The organism is Gallintestinimicrobium sp. (genome assembly GCF_046968865.1).
Lineage (GTDB): Bacteria > Bacillota > Clostridia > Lachnospirales > Lachnospiraceae > Gallintestinimicrobium > Gallintestinimicrobium propionicum.
In genome coordinates this window covers 182,226-199,339 of sequence record NZ_JBKVPW010000003.1, presented here as the reverse complement: position 1 = coordinate 199,339, position 17,114 = coordinate 182,226, and the positions used below count along the sequence as shown (strand labels likewise).

The following is a 17,114-nucleotide window of genomic DNA, read 5'->3' as shown; positions in this document are numbered from 1 at the left end:
TCTTGTTCGCTGCTGCACATTTTACTTCAAAAAATATGTGCAATTGCCGTGTGTCAGTATTATTATACCGTATTCGAGGAACCGCTTTTCTTAACTTTTCTTAAATAATTCTTCCCTTTCCATCTATCAACACCCAGCCGTCCCAGAGCTTTTTCATCTCCTCCGGCACAATATTCTGGCTGTTTTTATGCTTTGACGGACGGATCATCACCTTATTTGGGCTCGGATTGAGCCGCGCTCCCCAGAAGCTGAAGGTGGAGTTTGCACAGATATTATGGCCGCAGCAGCTCATCAGCTGCATGTCAAACAGGCTGTTTTTCCCGGTATTCCAATCCACGACAGTAAACTCTTTTCCGGGGTAGGCATTTTTCGCATATACAGAGTCATCCGAAAAAACATAGAAATGTGCGTCCGGTGTCTGCTCCTTTATATACGAAATCGCCGCTTCATAATAAGCGTCCGTGCAGATTCCGCCAAACATCGCAGCATTCTGCGCATCCAGATAATCCCCGCGGCGGATATGGATGCTCACAGAGGCTTCCTGCTTCATGCGCTCCATCGTTTCTTTATTTTTCGCGGCAGCCTCTAAATCCCAGCCTTCACCCTTTTCCGGATCCGGAAAATGAATCTGGCTGCGCAGCATCGGCAAAATATCCGCATAATAAGCCTCGCACGCCCAGAAACCGCTTAAATAAGCGTCCTCCAGATCAAAGATTTCCGGATGATACATGTCGCTTTCCGTAAAATGCCGGTTGCTGCCCCTAAGCAGCTTCTTTTTCAGTTTTCCGACCAAATTATTTTTTCCAAGAATTTCCTGCTTTTCTTCCTGTGTACAATATTTTGCAGGAAGATTTTCAAACCAGGACAACTCCAGCTTCCGGCTTGCAAGCACCTTTGTCTGCCGCTCTTGGTCGAGAAACCAGGAAACATCCAGTCTGGCATCCTTTCCCAAAGACTCCAGCTTCCGGTACAACGCGTACTGCTGCATCTGGTTTCCCAGTCCGCCCATCACCTCTACGATAATCATGACCGTTTCCACCTCCCTTTTACCATTCCGTACAAATACTGAAATTCCTCCGTCCTGCCGAACACCATCAGAAAAATTCCATTAAAGACAACCGTAATGATCCCGATCATCAGCGCAAATTTTGCAATGGTCACCTGCGGCATCAGCAGCTTCTGCAGCGGAATGAGCACTGCCAGCGCAGCTCCGATGACGAGCAGATATTTGATGGACTCCTGAAAATAGGAAACCGCACTTTTTTCAAAGCAAACCCGATAAATAATGATGGGTTTTGTGATATTTGCAATCAGTCCGGATACGACGGTTCCGATAAACACGCCCGCCAGACCGATTTTAAACACCAGAGCAATCGACAGCACCAGATTGACGATGCCCTGAAGGATGGACAGATATTTGTCCTGTTCAAAAACACCGGCCGCCGTTTTGAAATTCGAAAGCACGACACGTTCCCCTTTGAAGAAATAGTCCGTCAGATACCAGGCGATAATCGAAGTTGCCAACACCCGATCCGCTCCGACATACAGCTCCACGAGAGGAGACAGGAGCAGGAAAAATCCGACAGCCGAAAATCCGTATATCCAGATTGCGAAAAAGCGATACACCAGAAACAGCTGAAACTGCTTTTCCCTGCTCTCCGTGGCGATCAGATTTCCAAAGCTGGAAATGACGGAGTTGAAAATCAGGTTTACATAACCCGAAACGGAATTGACGATCATCTTGTAGGTTCCGATCAGACCGACCCAGACAACACCCAGACAGGACGAAATAATGATCGCATCCGTCTGCAGACGCGCCATATCCCCGATCCGGTGCAGCATCAGTGCCTTTGTCTTATCCACCACCGCTCCGGTTTCTTCTTTTGTCAGCGGTTCCACATTTTTTTCCAGCAAAAGCGGATATTTGCGGTTCAGATAGCAACTGATAAAAATCTTCTGTCCTAGGGATACGCCGACCTGAATCAGCAGGTATAACAGGTAGTTTGGCAGTACCAGCAGTCCCAGAAGCTGCAGCACCACGGAAACCGCTTTGCTGATGGCATCCGCGTTTGTCTGGATATAGTTTTTCTGCTCCGCATTGGCAAGACTGTATTTATATGCAACAAAATACGTGGTCACCGTATTGAACAGAAACAGCAGATAGTAAACCCGCAGCTGCCTTAAAGTCAGATAATCTGCATTTTTGACGATCCAGGGTAAAAACGGTACCAGTGCAAGTCCGATGACAGCAATCACCATGGCAATGGTGCGGTACGCTTTTTTATACAGCTGCATGTAGGATTTGATTTTTTCCCGCTCCCCCCGCGCTACCGGACCGTACAGGCTGTAGTTTAAAGCGGTTCCGACGCCAAGCTCCGCAAGGGAAAGCATCGTCAGAATTTCGCTGTAGAGATCCTGCACGCCCAGAAGCGTATCGCCCAGATGGGTGATAAACACCTGCCGCAGGATAAAATTGAGCAGCGTCGTTGCCCCGCTCCCTAAAAAGCCGAATATTATATTTCTGGTCGCATATCTGACTCTTCCCATGTTTTTTCGTCCTGTTCTCCTGATATTCCTGCCAAACTGTTTGATCGAACTTGTCCTGTGATAGGGCATAAGGATCATTCTGCCCTATCGTTACTCTCTTCCCTGAAAAGCTGCACTGCCAGAAAGGCCAGCGCGCTGCCGCTGCCCCAGGGATAGGTTCCGTATACCTGCGGATATTCCGCAAAGCCCTTGCATTCGCCGGAGCAGTCTGTGACACGCCCATCACGGATGCTCGTCTGCATGATGGCTGCCAGACGGCTCAGTGCAGGGCTCCACTGCTCTGAACGCTGCACAGCTGCAGTCTCCGCTGCCAGCCAGGCCCCATATCCGATCATCCCCTCCGCTGAGGTATCCCGGTGTCCCTCCTGTGCCTGCAGCTGCCAGGAAAATCCACCGTCTGCGCGCTGCCATACAAAAATGCTGTCAAGGAGCTGTTGCTGCAGTAAAAGCAGACGATTGCAGCCCTCCCGGGCAACAGACTGGGAGGACGGACAAGCTGCTGACTGCTCTGCCTGCAGCTTGTCCGCCTGTTCTGCTCCTGCAGGCTGCTCCGCCTGCAGCTTGTTCGTCTGTTCTGCTCCTGCAGGCTGCTCTGAAATCCACAAAATGCTCTGCGACAATCCAAGCAGCATCCAACCGCAGGCTCTTCCCCAGCCGATTATTCCGTATTTCGTGCCGTTCTTTTCATCATAGCCATGATAGGGCAGACCGGTTTTTTCATCCATCCCCTTTTGGAAAAAGAGCTCCAGCTGACGGATTCCGAGGTTTAACAGCTCTTTATCCTGTTTCTGAACACCGTAACGACAGGCAAAGGGACAAAGCATCCCAAGGGTATCTGCAAACAGCCAGTCCGGATGCTGGCTCCGGTACGCAAGGATGCCGTCCGCAGTTTTTTTCGCTGCTTTGATCCAGCCTGCGCAAATGTCTGCCCCTTCCCGGCAGATCCAGAGCGCTTCCAGAGATTCTGCATCTTCTCTTTTTTCCCTCGTCAAAATCTCTTCTGTCCACAGGGCAACGCTTCCATTCATCACATGATCCACATGAGAGATTGGATATCCGCTGTTTTTCCACCGTCTGAGATAGGAAAACACACTGCTTAACGCAGTCTTGTCCTTTGTCTGCTCATATGCCTGCAACAGCCCCATCGCAAGAAGCGCCTGAGGCCAGGAATAACGCTCCACCTTTTCCGGCGTCATGCCCGGGACGCAGGTCTTGATCCACCGTTTGATTTTCTGTTTGGTGGTCACCACCGGATAAGTATCCAGCATCGCTGCTGCCGGTTTTATCATTTCCTGTATCTGGCTCACAATTTTCCCTCACAGTTCTCTCAACAGGTTTTCTGCTTCTTTTGCCTTTTTGCAATAGTCCGGCATAATCTGCTGCAGGTGTGCTTTCTGTGCCTGTGCATTTTGATACAGCCAGTCAAATGCGTTGACGAGGTCTTCTTTTTGGGCGAGTGCCTGCACCGGCAGGACATAGCCCTCGTCCGTTCCAAATAAATCCTTTGCGATTCCACGGGCCTTGATCGAATAGCCGACTACCAGCGTCGGCACGCAGGAGGAATATGCCGCGATTGTCGCATGGGTCCGGGCTCCGATAAACATCTCGCAGCGGCTGATATAGCCCTTTAATTCCGGAGCGGACCCATCCGGCAGCTCGATCACACGTCCGGTCGATGCAAAGGCTTCATGAAGCTGCCGGATCGGTTTTCTGTCATCATTGCTTTCCCACACCACATGGGGAATCAGCGCAATATGCAGATCGGTCGTTTCTAAAATATGAGAAATCAGCGCTTTATAGTTCTGCATCGTAATGCCCGGAGTCTTTTCATTGTCCACAATCATCGGACTGATGTTCAGGCCCAGCATCTTTCCGGGAACCCAGCCCTCCGGCAGGGGAGCCAGCTTTGTTTCCAGTAAAAAAGCAGAGTCCGGATATAAATGGATATTTTTGTCAATTCCGGCTTCCTGCAGCGCTGCAAAGGTCAGGCTTTCCCGCGCGACGATCGCGTCGTAGCGCTTCATATCCTCCATGATTTCCGGACGTTTTAACAACTCCGGCTCGATAGAGCAGCCATATAAAACCGTTTTAGCGCCCTGCTTGTGGAACATGCGGTTTGCGGAAATCAGCCGGTCGAGCATGTTGTCATAGCAATAATTATCCCCGCCGATGGAAATATTCAGACGGTGCAGATTTTTCCCGCAAATGTCCTGATACCGGTATTCCATGAAGCAGTCCGGGTCGTGTAAAAGCTTTCGCTTCAAATAGTACCAGGTATGCACGAATACATTCTTTTCGATGCTTTTTTCCTGTACAAAGCTGCTGCAAAGCTCCTTCAGGGAATAGGTTTCATCCTCCTTCGGGCGGTTCGTCATCAGAATCGCCGGTTTGGGAAGCATCCGGCAAAGACTGTTGACAATCGCCTCGCAGCCGTGGTTGCCGCTTCCCGCATGCATATATAAAACAATTTTATCGTCTTTCATGATTCCTCTCATTCTGCTTTTGCGTCATCCAAAAGCAATTCAATCCCTCGGCATCCGGTTCTTATTTCCAACCTGTAACTGTTCAGTACCCCCACAGTTACGCGCAAAAATCCATTCCAAATCGGCTATGCCGATAGGATTTTTGCCTTCTAGTCTAAGTTTTCTTACGGTCAGCGCAGTAAATGCGCAGACCTACGGAACAGTTACTTCAACCTTTCCAATGATGATACAACGCAAGATACAACGCCGGACAGGCGGTGAACAGCATCGTTTTTATCCGATAGCCCTCCGGCAGCTCTTCTTTTGCCCCGGGAACTGCAAGTCCTTTTTGAACAGCACTGCGGCACTGTGCGACTTCCGTCTGGTATTTTTTCCGTTCAACACCGGGCAGGCGCGCAATTTTTCCGGCAGCCAGCATCGCAGAAACCGCCAGAATACTGTATACCCGCCCTTTCTGGGACGGGAACTCTTTTTCCACAAGCCTGCACGCAAGCTCCCAGCTTTTGATTTCATCCATGTAGCTCGGTTTAAAGGGCTTGAGCATCGCGCCCTGCTCGTTAATCCGGTAAAAATAGCCGCGATACTCTGTGATGCTCACGCTGGAAATCTGCGTCAGTAAATCCATCAGAAACATCATATCCTCGCCGATGCTCAAGTCTTCCCGGAAACGGATTTGCCCAATTGCACTGCGGCGGTATAATACGCTCCAGCAGCGGGTATTGCCGCGCAGGAGATAGTCCGAAACGTATTCTGAGCGATTGTATACACGGACGCCCTCCGCACGAACTGCGCGTTGTGGAGAAACGGCTTCTGCCGCGGCTTTTTCTGCGCCGTCTGCACGCAGCACTTCTTTTGCCCGGGCAGCATTTTCCTCCCGCTCTACATCCGTTTTCAACAGTTCTTCTGACCGGTTATAAACTCCGTCCGGTTTACCGTTCCATCTATAGTAATCACAGACCGCAAGGTCGCTTTCTGTCTGCCCCAGCATCGCCCGAAGCACAGAGAGCATCTGCGGATCCAGCTTGTCATCCGCATCGACAAACATGACAAATTCCCCTTGCGCTTTTTCCAGTCCATCGTTACGCGCTGCGGATACGCCGTTTTTCTGACGTAAAATTGGGAAAATCCTCGAATCTTCTTCCGCCAGTTTAAGCACCAGCTCCGTCGTCCCGTCCGTCGAATGATCGTCCAGCACCAGAAGCTCCCAGTTCGTATCCGTCTGCTGCCGAATGCTTTCGATACATTCCCCAATCCAGGAAACGCCGTTGTAAACCGGCATGATAATACTGATCTGTCCCTGCTTTTTTGATTCCATACAACTCTCCATTCAGCGCTGCCGCTTGCTGTTTGCCCACAAAAGAAGATGGACAAGCTGCATCATCACTGTATTTTCCGGATGCGCCAGCACCTGATACATCAGCTTATTTTCCGTGACAGTCGGAGCAAGCGGCATTCTTTTGACCGCTTCCTGCAGCTCTGTTTCCCTGCATTCCTTCTGCAGCCGCCCTTTCCAGCCTTCCCGTCCGTTTCTCGCTTCGTTCTTGATTTCCAGAAACATCAGAAGCTGCAGCTCCCGATCCGTCTGTTTTTGGGCGTTCGGCGCATGCTTGTCTGCAAGGATTTGGCGAACAATTTTATCCAGACTGCGGATATTTTCATACATTCCGGCATCATAACTGTGTACCATCGACTCCTGCAAAAACAGGTAGTGATACCACGCTGCGCCCTCCATGACCACAATCCGCTGCGCATCCAGAAGCGCCGGAAGGGTGATGACCATATCCTCGCCCATTCGAATGGACGGATCACAGTATTTCATATTTTCAACAATTAAAGTACGGGAAAAAAGTTTCATGCAGCGGGACATCGTAATCGGACGTTTTTCCTGCCCCAGAAGTTTTCCGTGAATCCGCTCCTGCAGGCTGCGCCCCGTATAAATGCCCGGCTCCATCGCCTGATAAATTTCGATGCTGCGGTTTCTTTCCTCCTGCACATAATTGCCGCAGATGATCTCTTTTCCACAGTCGGACGAAAAATCCAGCATCTTTTCCACCATGCAGGCGTCAATCCAGTCGTCACTGTCCACAAAACACAGATAATCGCCGGTGCTCATTGATACGCCAGCCGTCCACGCGGACACCAGACCTCCGTTTTCCTTATGCAAAACTCGGATTCGGTCGTCCTTCTGCGCCCAGTCATCACATAATGCCGGGCAGTCGTCCGGCGAACCGTCGTCCACCAGAATAATCTCCAGATTTTTATAGGTCTGACCCGTGATGCTCTGCACACAGCGCGCCAGCCACTCCAGCGTCCGGTAAACCGGAACGATCACACTCACCTTTTTTTCCATGCGGCATTAGCCCTCTTTTCTCAACTGCTCGTAATAGCCCATCAGTTGGTTTACATAATTATCTATCGCATAATGCTCCTGCACCCTCGTCCGCGCTTTTGTACCGATTTTGCGGCGCAGATTTTCATTCAAAAGCAGCTCTTCCAGCGCCTCTGCCAACATCCGGCTGTTTTTTGCCTCTACCATCACGCCGCATCCGTCTTTCCCAGTCGGCAGACTGTTCCATTCCGGCTCCCCGAGGGTCTGCGGAATCCCGCCAACTGCAGTCGTCAGGCTGCACATTCCCGCCGCCATCGCCTCTAACAGAGAAACCGGCTGTCCTTCAAACCACGTCGGCAGGACAAAAATACTGCTCTGCTCAAACAGCTCGGTGCGCTGCTTTGCAGATACCCAGCCGGGGCATTCGACAATTCCCTGGGCTTCCAGCTTTTTTGCTTTTTTTTGCAGCTCCTCCGTCCCGTTTTCCCAAAAGCCGCCCAACACCAAATGAAAATCCGGGTGCTTCTTCCAAACCGCCTCTACACAGTCCAACAGCTCGTCCACTCCCTTTTCCGGACAAAGCCGTCCCAAAAAGACCGCCGTATGGCTGCTATAATCTGTTTTCGGCATTTTCGGAACCGGAACCGCATTCTGCAGGACATGGATTTTGTCCCGATCCACCATGTCTGCGAAAAAATCTTTCCAGACATCCGTCAGCACCAAAAACAAATCCGCACGGTTTAACATTTTTTTGATATACGCCTGTCGTTTCGCGCTGCATCGTTTATAATAAAAGCCCTGAAAATCTCCGCCATGCTCGTGAATCACAACCTTTTTGTGGAACCAGAGGGCGATCTGCATAAAAATCAGCTTCCGGTAGCAGCTCGCATCCGCCGCCATATTCAGATGAACGATGTCCGCTTTCGGCAATACGGCGACAAATTTCAACAGCGCCTGAACACCTTTTAACAGCTTCGCAGCAGCGCTTCCGTCCACCATCGTCCCAATATAGGTCAGGTCAATGCGCTGATCGAGTCCCGCCTCGTACAAGTTATTGACCACCGCGGATACGCCGCCCTTTACGCTGCGGTCCGCACCAAGCATTACAACTTTCATACGTTTTCTCCCATTGCGCCAGTGATTTTATGCGCAGTCTGCTGTACCCTATTTTAGGATGTTATGCTGCTTCCACTGCATAAGTTTCAACGTTTTCGTTTCAACACATGGCGTTCCAGTAAAAACCACGATGCGCACGCCAACGTAAGAAATCCTGCCACATACAAAAGAAACAGCGGAATGTGATGCATCTTTTTCGGCAGATTCCAGTAAAATACCAGATTGATCAACGGCCAGTGGTACAAAAATATTCCATAGGACAAATCATTTTTCAGACGATGCTTTTTCCAGCCATAGGCGCAGGCAAGCACAACCGCCGGGAGCAAAAGGCTCGTCACAAGGTCCGCATAATATCCCGGAAGCTTCCAGCCAAAGGTCTGCCAGCACACTTTATAGCAGATAAATACAATCAGCAGAATAAACCATTTTCCTGTCAGTTTTTGTAAAATTGTCTCTTTAAAATGCCACAGATATAGCCCTGCAAAAAACCAGACCAGATACGGCAGGAAGCTTCGATCCAGCAGGGAAACAGCTGCGCCCGGAAGCGCTCCCGAATCCTTTAAAAAGCCGCAGGCGAAATTTAACAGCGCAGTCAGCACCAGGAGGACATGCCAGGTACGGTCTTTCCAGGCAAGACACCGTTTCCAGACCACCGCAACCAGAACGTACAGCTGAATTTCCACCATCAGCGCCCAAAGCGTCCCGTTGATGCTTTCTATCGCAAACGCCTGCAAAAAGGACGGCGTATAGGCCAGACCGACGCCTTGTACAACTGCCCAGGTCAGCAGATCTTTCCCATGCCCCGAAACGACGCCGGGAAGCAAAGAGAGCATCCCCATCGTCAGCACAATGTTGACCCATAGCGCCGGATACAACCGCAGGATCCGTTTTTGGGCAAATATTTTTCGGTTTTGTGTCCGCATCAGTGTCTCTCCCATCAGAAATCCGCTGATGCTAAAGAGAATAATCAAGCCGGGGAACAGTGTCAGCGCTCTTTTAAAGCCAAGCAGCAGTCCATCCCCCGGTCCGTCTTTTCCATATGTGAGCATTGTCAGATTCAGATAATGCGTGATCGCAATCTGCAGCGCCGCAAACAGGCGGAGAATATCCAGACTGTTCTCTGCAAAAACAAACTGCGTTGTATTTTTTCGTCCGGCTGCTCTTTCTGTCATCTCGCAGCCTCCTTTATGGTTGCAGCCTTCTCCTGTACTTCGGAGCAATTGCCAACCGTCGCTTTCCTCCCAAAGCTGCCATCCGCTGCTTTGGAACCGTGCTTCCAAAAAGCCACCGGCAGCTGCCACCACCAGATTGCTTCCCCACCCAGCGGAAGCATTGCCGTCCAGTACGCTCCCAACAAAAACAGGACATAATTGCGCGCCAGATAGACCGATACCGCATGTGCCTCGACTACCGTAAACAGCGCAAAGGACAGCACAAGGACAAAGCCCTGGGTATCCTTTAATGTTCTGCAGACACGCATCAGGAGAAACAGCAGCACCATACAGCATGCACCCGGAATGATTCCATACCAGAAAAACAGGCGCACATAACCCATATCGAAATATTCCACATAGTTCGGATCGCCGAACAGCTTCCAGTTTCTGAGCACGCCGCCGCCGTTTTCAAAGGCATAAATACTGGAAATACGCCCGGTCAGGATCCTGTCAATCCTGACCACCCAGGCCGGCATTAGTTCATACCAGTTGGAAATATGCGCTGCGTACAAGGAAAAGACAAAGCCCGCCGCAACCGCTGCCATTCCGCCGATATAGACAACGCTGCCTTCGCGGATTTTTGAGGACTTGTCCATCACAAACGCCAGCACCAGCGTTGCCGCCATGATAAGAAACGTCGTCCGCGTCATCGTCGCAGCGTAAACGCCAACCGTCAGTACGCCGAGAAGAATCCAGTGCACCGGCTTCATTTTTTCATGGAACAGATAAATGCCGAGCGTCATCAGCGCCCAGATCATAATCGCAAGCGCATTGCTGTTGCCGACGCCAAGACAAAGCCGCCTGCTGCCTTCTTTGATTCCATAGCCAGCGCCAGCGTCCCAAACCTCGCCCAAAACGCCCGCCAGCGAAAGCATCGCCAGCACTGCCATTCCGGTAAGCGTCACATAAAAAACAACCCGCAGTGCCTTTTTGTGGTCAATCCCTTTCATCGATGCAACAAACACAACCACTCGAACCGCCTCATCCCGATCCGAGCCGAGATAACACAGCCCCGCAATGACTCCTGCCGCCAGCACAGCAAGCCATTCTTTTTTGGAATACTTCGTCACACAGAGCTTGCAGGCAAACAGCAGAAAGCTGACCCGGAACATTTGTCCTTCCAGCGGATTGATCCACGAACTCTTGTCCAGGATGACAATCAGAAGCTCCAAAAGAAGCCCTGCATAAAAGCAGATCCTGCCGAACTGTTCTATTTTTTCATTTTTCGTATGTGCAATCTGCTCTGCCATGCTGTTCCTTTCCTGTGGACAACCCTCTCTGACCGCTCCTTCTGGATACCGGCCCTATCAGACCGCCAAACGGCTGTCCGCTCTAAAACCTCGGATACTGCGCGTTCGTCCCCGCCCATTTGTGGAACGCAAAGGGTGTGATCCCCTCAATCTCCGGAATCATCGTCTCATGCGCAAAATATTTTGCAACCTCCAACGGTGCAATCTTCATCCCCGCTGCCTCGATCAAATGATGGTTCTTTACGCACAAAAAACCATCCTCATTCAGGGAACCGTGATCCGGCTCAAAGGGCAGATTTGCCTCCTTCGGAAAATTCACAAGCCTCCGGCTGCGGATTCCCACGCTGTTGCCGACCCGACACAGATTCCCGTTAATATCCCGGTATGTGATATCATCCTTCGGAATCGGCCACGGAGAACCGATATAATCATAATCCAGGAATTCATCCCGCCACATCTCCGGATGCACGATAAACCCATCCGCATGCACCACCATAACAAAATCCGTATGGATATAATCTCCCAGCTCATAAAGCATCTTATAATTAAAACAGTCAATATTCGTCAGCTTAGAGGTATGTGCATACCGAATACCCTTCGGCAAAAAGAAAGGCTTCCGATGCGTGATCAACACACAATCCCCAAAATCAATCTGACGCATACTGTACTGCATCGCCTTGATCGTCTGCCGCACATTGACACTCGTCATCGCCATCAGCGTCACATTCGGAAGCTGCAGCCTGCCGTCTTTCCACTCCATAATAAATCCTCATTTCATCTTAAACCGCTGCCTGCGCTCCAACTCCGCACAGACCGCTCATTTTCTACTATCATACTGCATCCGCCATACCAATGCAAGCAGGTCACAGGGGGTATTCGGGGGCTGCCTTTACATCCAGCTCTACTACCAGGCAACAGCTCCGCAGGAGCGCCTTGCCGTCCGCATGAGAGGAGCACCTTGCCGTCCGCGTGAGAGGAGTGCCCTGCCGTCCTACACGCCACCCAGCAAACTCAGCCCTTGCCCTTGACCTTCTTTCCTTCCGCCCTACACAGACAGGTCAGCCGCCGCGCGCTTTTTGCGCCGGCGCTGCCGTTCCCGATCCGCCGTATGCAGACCATAGAAAAGCGCCGGTGCTTAGGATGCGTCTTTTGCATCCTTATGCATCCGCTGCGCTTTTCTCCTGAGCGAAAGCGAGTCTGCATGGCGGACGGGAACGACAGCGACCGGTGCAAAACAGCACGGCGGCTGACCGTCCGAACCGTCACTTTGGCATAAACCCGTCCCGGATATCGCTTCCCCGTAACTTCGTCCTCTCAGCCATCATCTGATATGCCGTCGCCGGAAAAGCGTCATAACTGATATTCTCCTGCCCGCCTGCCGGATAATAAACTATCAGACCGCCTTCCATTTCAAACGACTCCACCTCTACGCTGTCATAATCCTGCTGTACAACCCAAGCCGGGTCTGTCAGATGCTGCTTTCCCCAAACCAGATCAAACAACACATAATAATCCCAGTACATACTCAAACTGAAAAAGATCGCTGCGCAAAGAAAACCTGACGCAATCCGCACCGGCCCCATCTGCATCGGACGCAGCCATTCGCCAAATGCCATTAACGGAAAAATCAACAGAAACGCAAGCCCGTACCGGATAAACGGAGCGAGGAAAAACCAGCCTGCAATGCCGCCTAAAACCGCTGCATACACAACGACACGATCCCAGCATAACTTTTCTTTCCGGATTCGTTTCCACACAACCGACAACACTGCTGAAATCCCGGCAACCATATTGGCAATCAAAAGCATCATCTCATAACGATCCTTTTCTCCCCACCAGACGGGAAACCATGCGCTCACAGGATCATTGATTTTCGTCACATCATACAGACAACGTCCCCAAACCTTGATCTGATCCGAATCATTCTGAAGATAAAAAGCAGGAATTTTCCAGTCTACGGAAAACAGATCAATTGCTGCAAACGGATAAATCAGCCATCCGGAAATCAGCACATTCCGCACCAGCCACGGCGCAAGCACAACACAGCCACAAAGCAGATAGATTCCGATCTTTTTCCATTCTTTTGACCGAATCAGACAAACCGCCGGATACAGTGCAAGAATGACGAGCATTCCAGCTGAGAGCTTAAAAGTTGTCACACAGACAACCGCAACACAAAGCAGTGCATACAGATCTGTTTTTTCCCCGACTTTACCCTCTTTTTCACAGGCAATCGACGTCCACAGCGTTACAATAAAAAATACCAGATACATCGTCCCGAAATCCGTTGCCGGAGACATAATCCGCTCTGACACAACAATTGCATACAATAAAATTCCAACTCTGCATCCATCCGCCAGATGACTTTTATGCCGGGCAAAATTCTTCAGACCGTACAGCGCCCAGATACACAGAAATGCCTGCAAAAAGCCATTGGTTCCATGCAACGACTGCCCTACCAGCCATTTCATAGAAAAGGCAGCCGCATATGCAAGATATGCACTGTTATAAGCAAAATGCTGCTGCAGATTGCCAAGCCCTTTTACAAGCCCATACTCCTCATACCACCGAATCGCCTGAGCATGATAAATTCCGGTATCCGTATGCTGCAGCCCTCTGGATGCAAAATAAGCTGTCATCACTGCAAAAATCAGATAAAGAACACCTTCCCAGGAAAGACATATCTTCTTCACCCGGCTCCAAATCACCAGAAGCTCTTTCCTGCACCAGTATGCACATGCTGCTGCCGCCGCCAGCAAAATCAAATGAGCAGCCATAAAAACCTTACCGAAAATGCTGACCGTCTGGGCATAAACAGTGATCGCCACGATCCCGGCAAGCTCAGTACCTGCCAGACCATAGACAATCTTCTTCCTGCCTGTCAACAAACCAATGCCTTTTAAAACACCAGCTCCGATGCAACTATTCACTATCCCAATATATCCCCATAAGATTAAGAGTTCTGCCACACCGCACCTCCATAATCAAATCTCAACCGCCAGACAGCGCACTCCTGAATCACTTTCTCACGTCCATGAACAGCCCGTGTTCATGGGCTGCTTGCACACAGTGCACACAGGCAACAGCTCCAAAGGAGCGCTTTGCCGTCCGCAGAACGCCACCAGCAAACTCAGCCCTTGACCTTGACCTTTTTCCTTCCGCCTTACACAGCCAGGTCAGCCGCCGCGCGCTTTTTGCGCCGGCGCTGCCGTTCCCGATCCGCCGTATGCAGACCATAGAAAAGCGCCGGTACTTAGGATGCGTCTTTTGCATCCTTATGTACCCGCTGCGCTTTTCTTCTGAGCGAAAGCGAGTCTGCATGGCGGACGGGAACGACAGCGTCAGGTGCAAAACAGCACGGCGGCTGACCGTCCTCCCGTCCTAATGCTCCTCTGCCGCCAGCGTCGTCTCCACGATCTTTCCGTTATCCACCTTGTAAATAATATCGCACCCCGCGATCGTCCGCAGCCTGTGCGCAATGATCACCAGCGTCTTCTTTCCATGAAAGCTCTCAATTGCCTCCATAATCGCCGTTTCCGTATCGGTATCCAGCGCACTCGTTGCCTCATCAAATACCAGAATCTCCGGATTATGATACAGCGCCCTCGCAATACCAAGACGCTGTCTCTGACCGCCGGAGAGACGCACACCCCGCTCCCCGATCTCCATATCCAGCATACCCGGCAGCTCCTTTACAAAATCCTTCAACTGGGCTTCTTCCAGCACATGCCATACGCGCTCATCATCGATATCCTCTTTTGCCACACCGAACGCTATATTTTCACGAATCGAATCATCCGTCAGATAAATGGTCTGCGGAATGTAACCGATATGGGACAGCCAGGATGGATAATTTTCAAAAATATTTCTTCCATCGCATAAAATCTCGCCGCCCTGTACCTGCAAAAGTCCCATTAAAATATCGATCGCGGTACTCTTTCCCGCACCGGAGGGTCCCATCACACCCACCGATTTTCCAACGGGTACAAGCATCTGAGCATGATCCAGAATCACCTTGTCACTTTCGGGATAAGTATAGCTGACGTCCTCCATGCGAATCTCTTTTTTCAGCTCCATCGGAGGCGTATGGGGATCATAGTCTTTTTCATATTTTCCATGCAGACGATAGGATGTGAAGTCTACATTTTCATAAACATAATTCACGCTTGGCTCATAGAACGCAATATTGCTCATATGCGTGTTGATCCGGTTTACCGACGGCATCAAACGCATCGCCGCTACTGCAAACGCGGAAATCTGCGGCACAAGCTCCGTCATGTCCGCGCTGTTTAAAATACAGATTGCAAGATATCCCAAAATACCGCAGATGCTCAGCGTCTCCAACAGCAGACGCGGCATGTTGTTAAGCACCGCATATTCTGTCGTCAGCTTCGCGTTCTCCTGAGAATATTTTCCGAAGCTGGATGCAAAATAATGCTCTTTATTTAAAATCTTTACATCCTTGATCCCGTAAATGGACTGCAGACGCCATTTTCCCATCTGACTCTGCAGACGCTGGGAAGTCCGCCCCAGCCGATTTAAGGTAGGCTTTAAAATTTTCAGGATTACAACCGTCGTTCCGCCCATGACCACAACAATAAAAATTGTCATCGTCGGGTTTGTTACAAGCAGTGTCACGCACAGAACCGCCGAAACCATCAGCTCCGTCGCCAGCTGGATATACTCCATCAGCGTCGTAAACACTTTCGGTACGTCACCATCAATTGTGCGGAAAATCGTAGGAATATCCGCGTTTAAATAAAATTCATAGGGACGGTTCAGATATTCCTCCAGCATGTAGCTGATCGTATTGGACTGATTCGTGTTGACAAAACGAGACTGCACATATGTCTGCAAAAGCAGATAACCGTTTTTGATAAAATAAACTGCAATGATCACACCAATCAAAAACAGCAGCCACTGATTCGGCGTATCAAAATGAATAAATCGTTCCAAAACCTGAATATACCACTTATTCAGCAGCTGATCCGGCGCCATTACGCCCTCAACCACCGGCATGATCAGCCCGACGCCGATCATTTCCATCAGCGCTCCGATAAAAATCATCACGCCGAGTCCCGCAACCTTGCGCTTCTGATCTTTATTCAAAATATGAAGCAGCTTTTGTAAAATCTGAACCATTCTTACCTCCAATTTTCATGCGAACCGCTTTTTCCCAAACGCTTCCCGAACCTTGCGCTTTGCAACTCCGACATAAAACACAAAATCTTCCCGCCGCTTCTTCGCAGCCGCCTTCTCATACTCCTTCTTCGGAATCCCGTAAGGCGCAAGCGATGCAAACGGCATCTTATATTTCAACGCGATCTGAATAAACTTCTGCCGATATTTTTCTTCTGAAAGCAGGGAAAACTCCTGCATCACAAACCCATACTCGAAAATATTTAACTTTCCGTCCGTCCGACAGCTCTCCGTCAGCTGATTCTCGCTGACCCCGATGCTGACAAGCGGCTCCTTACTCACCACAAACCTCGGATTCTTCTGAAGCAGACGCATATAAAATTCCACATCCACAATCCACGTCAGCTTCTCCTCATACTCCGGCGCGCCCTTCCGGTAAATCGTCGCACTCGGCGCCCCAATATAATCCCCGATATAAAGATCCCGCCAATCCTCCGAGATCATCTTCAAATGCTCATCGCTGATCGCCCGGTCAAACTCCTCTCCCGTCCGGTTTCCGACACCATCCAACATCACCTGCCGACTCCCGCAAAACGCAAGATCCGCCTCCGGATGCTCCTCCAGCATCTCTACAAACCGCGCCAGACAATCCCGATCCGTGAACCAGTCATCGTGGTGCATGATCTTGATATACTCACCCGAAGCATGCCGCACCGCCTCGTTCCAGTTCCCTGTTGCACCTTTGCGAACTGCATTCCGAACATAGACTATCCCCGGAACCTCTGCCCTACGTACAACCTCCTCCACAGACCTGTCCGGAGAATCATCCGTCACAACCACCTCGTAATCCGTAAAAGACTGCACCTTTATCGACTCCAAAAGCCGCTCTACACCAACCGGATTCTTATACGCCGGCACACAAATCGAAACCTTCACCATCCAAAACTCCTAACTGCTCTATCCAAACGCCCTTCACGCACAGGCAACAGCTCCGCAGGAACGCCTTGCCGTCCTCCACACAATCCCACAAATTCAG

At 50.4% G+C, this 17,114-nt stretch carries 13 protein-coding genes; all 13 read right to left on the bottom strand.

Going from position 1 to position 17,114, the window contains the following annotated elements; translation table 11 throughout:
- Window positions 1-100: 100 nt before the first annotated feature.
- Entirely contained in the window at window positions 101-1,027 is a 927-nt protein-coding gene (locus ACLTOQ_RS04360; protein WP_412318835.1) for an alpha-1,2-fucosyltransferase, read from the bottom strand.
- Complete coding sequence (locus tag ACLTOQ_RS04355) at window positions 1,024-2,547, bottom strand: lipopolysaccharide biosynthesis protein (RefSeq protein WP_412318834.1); 1,524 nt, start codon at window positions 2,545-2,547, stop codon at window positions 1,024-1,026. Before ACLTOQ_RS04355 ends, ACLTOQ_RS04360 begins: the two co-directional genes overlap by 4 nt.
- A 74-nt stretch (window positions 2,548-2,621) precedes the next feature.
- Entirely contained in the window at window positions 2,622-3,854 is a 1,233-nt protein-coding gene (locus tag ACLTOQ_RS04350; RefSeq protein WP_412318833.1) for a glycoside hydrolase family 88 protein, read from the bottom strand.
- A gap of 9 nt (window positions 3,855-3,863) precedes the next feature.
- A complete protein-coding gene (locus ACLTOQ_RS04345; protein WP_412318832.1) occupies window positions 3,864-5,030 on the bottom strand; it encodes a polysaccharide pyruvyl transferase family protein in 1,167 nt (388 codons plus the stop codon).
- Between the two features lie 208 nt (window positions 5,031-5,238).
- Window positions 5,239-6,345 (bottom strand): glycosyltransferase family 2 protein, encoded by a 1,107-nt coding sequence (locus ACLTOQ_RS04340; RefSeq protein ID WP_412318831.1) that lies wholly within the window; start codon window positions 6,343-6,345, stop codon window positions 5,239-5,241.
- Window positions 6,346-6,357: 12 nt separating this feature from the next.
- Window positions 6,358-7,380: a glycosyltransferase family 2 protein gene (locus tag ACLTOQ_RS04335; RefSeq protein ID WP_412318830.1), complete on the bottom strand. Its 1,023-nt coding sequence runs from the start codon at window positions 7,378-7,380 to the stop codon at window positions 6,358-6,360.
- Window positions 7,381-7,386: 6 nt separating this feature from the next.
- Window positions 7,387-8,475 carry a glycosyltransferase family 4 protein gene (locus ACLTOQ_RS04330; RefSeq protein ID WP_412318828.1) on the bottom strand — a complete coding sequence of 363 codons (1,089 nt, stop codon included), beginning with the start codon at window positions 8,473-8,475 and terminating at the stop codon, window positions 7,387-7,389.
- 86 nt (window positions 8,476-8,561) lie between these two features.
- Complete coding sequence (locus ACLTOQ_RS04325; RefSeq protein ID WP_412318827.1) at window positions 8,562-9,647, bottom strand: acyltransferase family protein; 1,086 nt, start codon at window positions 9,645-9,647, stop codon at window positions 8,562-8,564.
- Window positions 9,644-10,939, bottom strand: coding sequence for a hypothetical protein (locus ACLTOQ_RS04320; protein WP_412318826.1), 1,296 nt, complete (start codon window positions 10,937-10,939; stop codon window positions 9,644-9,646). The genes ACLTOQ_RS04325 and ACLTOQ_RS04320 overlap by 4 nt, the downstream gene beginning before the upstream one ends.
- Before the next feature lie 82 nt (window positions 10,940-11,021).
- Window positions 11,022-11,699, bottom strand: coding sequence for a DUF5672 family protein (locus ACLTOQ_RS04315; RefSeq protein WP_118495781.1), 678 nt, complete (start codon window positions 11,697-11,699; stop codon window positions 11,022-11,024).
- A gap of 502 nt (window positions 11,700-12,201) precedes the next feature.
- Window positions 12,202-13,908, bottom strand: a complete 1,707-nt coding sequence (locus ACLTOQ_RS04310; protein ID WP_412318825.1) for an LIC_10190 family membrane protein — start codon at window positions 13,906-13,908, stop codon at window positions 12,202-12,204.
- Between the two features lie 412 nt (window positions 13,909-14,320).
- Window positions 14,321-16,081 (bottom strand): ABC transporter ATP-binding protein, encoded by a 1,761-nt coding sequence (locus ACLTOQ_RS04305; RefSeq protein ID WP_337622789.1) that lies wholly within the window; start codon window positions 16,079-16,081, stop codon window positions 14,321-14,323.
- Between the two features lie 15 nt (window positions 16,082-16,096).
- Window positions 16,097-17,017, bottom strand: a complete 921-nt coding sequence (locus tag ACLTOQ_RS04300; protein ID WP_412318824.1) for a glycosyltransferase family 2 protein — start codon at window positions 17,015-17,017, stop codon at window positions 16,097-16,099.
- Window positions 17,018-17,114: the final 97 nt, after the last annotated feature.